3 protein-coding genes are annotated in these 1,883 nt (G+C 71.8%); all 3 read left to right on the top strand.

Annotation, left to right across the window (positions count from 1 at the left end):
* Window positions 1-596, top strand: a 596-nt coding sequence (locus tag ACWGIU_RS36965; RefSeq protein WP_453712450.1) for a PhzF family phenazine biosynthesis protein, incomplete at its 5' end; no start/stop codon positions are given.
* Window positions 597-738: 142 nt separating this feature from the next.
* A complete protein-coding gene (locus ACWGIU_RS36960) occupies window positions 739-1,056 on the top strand; it encodes a hypothetical protein (RefSeq protein ID WP_453712449.1) in 318 nt (105 codons plus the stop codon).
* A gap of 128 nt (window positions 1,057-1,184) precedes the next feature.
* Entirely contained in the window at window positions 1,185-1,832 is a 648-nt protein-coding gene (locus ACWGIU_RS36955) for a biliverdin-producing heme oxygenase (protein ID WP_453712448.1), read from the top strand.
* Window positions 1,833-1,883 lie beyond the last annotated feature (51 nt).

The raw sequence follows: 1,883 nt of genomic DNA, 5'->3' as shown, positions 1-1,883 counted from the left end.
GCACCTGCCCCGACGCCGGGTCACGCCGGGCCCGGCCCGCCCAACTCGGCTACAGCGCCCGGGTGTGCGCCCAGGCCCCCGCGCGGGGGGTCGTCGACATCCGCACCCCCGGCACGCGCATGTCCTTCGCGGGACATCCGCTGGTCGGGGTCGCGTGGTTGCTGGACGTGGAGGAGCTCCAGCCGCCCGCCGGATCCGTATGGTCCCGTGACGACGGGGAGTTCACCTGGATCACGGCCCGGCCCGAGTGGGTCGAGGGCAAGCGCACCGAGCAGTACGGATCCGTCGCCGAGGTCGAGGCACTGCCGGCCCCGCCGCCCGGCGAGGGCTGGTTGTACGCCTGGGCCTGGGAGGACGAGGCCGCGGGCCGCGTGCGCGCCCGGGGCTTTCCGCGCCGCCCCGACGGGATCATCGCCGAGGACGAGGCCACCGGCTCGGCGGCGATCCTGCTGACGGCCCAGCTGAACCGCGCCCTGAACATCACCCAGGGCGCCGGCTCCCAGATCCTCACCGCCCCCGGCCCGGACGGCACCGTGGAGATCGGCGGCCGCGTCCGCTTCGCCCCGGCCCCGGACAGGGTCCGAGCCACCCTCTGAGGGTGGTCCCGTCACCCCGGTGGATCAGGGCACGGCGTCAGATGCGGTGCATCGCACAAGACAGCCCTTAGGTATTCCGCCCAGGAAGAAGTGAGTACGCGGGCGCTGACCGGGCCCCATGCGGCCGCGGTGCAATGGCGTCATGACGAAGACTTCGGGTACCGGCCGCCCCGACGAGCGGCAGCGTTGGCTGCCGGTGGCGGCGCTCTTCACCGCACTGGCCCCGGTGGCCGTGTGGTGCGGCCGGGCGAGCTCGTACCTGCCCGGCTTCCCCCCCGGGTTCGTCCTCTTCTACGCCCTGCCGCTGGCGATGGTGGCCTTCACCTGGATCCCGCCCCGGACCGACGCGCAGCGCAGGCGGCGCCTGGCGCTCGGCAGCATCGGCTGCCTCCTGGCCTTCCTGTACCCCCACCTGGTCCTCATCGGGTGGCTCGCGCTCTGGGCGCTGTCGGGCAGCTGACGCGGGGCGCAGAGCGGTCTTTTTTACCGACAAGGCGTCGGGAACTCATTGACTTAGGCAAGCCTAAGTAGGAAGATCGGGCGTGGCGGCATTGCCGTCACGCCGATTCCTCTTCCTGGAGGTCCGCCTTGGACGCCTTCTCTACGGTCATCCGCGTCGCCTCGCACGAGCAGCACACCGAGGCCGAGACGTCGACCTTCATGAGCGATCTGCTGGGTGGACGGCTCGGCGTGGAGGCGTACACGCGCTACACCGAGCAGCTGTGGTTCGTGTACCGGGCCCTGGAGGACGCGGCCGAATCCCTCAAGGGCGACCCGGTGGCCGGCCCGTTCATCCAGCCCGAGCTCATGCGCGTCGCCGAGATCGAGCGGGACCTCGCGCACCTGGTGGGCCCGGACTGGCGCGAGAGCGTGGCGGCCCTGCCCGCGACGCGTGCGTACGCCGACCGGGTGGCGCGGTGCGCAGCCGAGTGGCCGGGCGGGTACGTCGCCCACCACTACACCCGCTACCTGGGCGACCTCTCCGGCGGCCAGATCATCCGCGACAAGGCCGAGCGCACCTGGGGCTTCGAGCGCAAGGGTGACGGCGTCCGGTTCTACGTCTTCTCGGACATCTCCAACCCGGCCGCCTTCAAGCGGACCTACCGCGAGCTGCTCGACGCCATCGCCGCGGACGACCTGGAGAAGCAGCGCATCATCGACGAGTGCAAGCGTGCCTTCGACTTGAACGGCGCGGTCTTCCGCGAGCTGGGCGAGCAGTTCCCGCTCAGCGCGTAGCACCCGGTAGGCCTGCGGAAACAGGGCCGGGCCCGGTGCACAGGGTGCACC

It is taken from the genome of Streptomyces sp. NPDC054840 (assembly GCF_053611065.1).
Note: the sequence above shows the minus strand (reverse complement) of the source record. Positions and strands in the feature narration are given on the sequence as shown.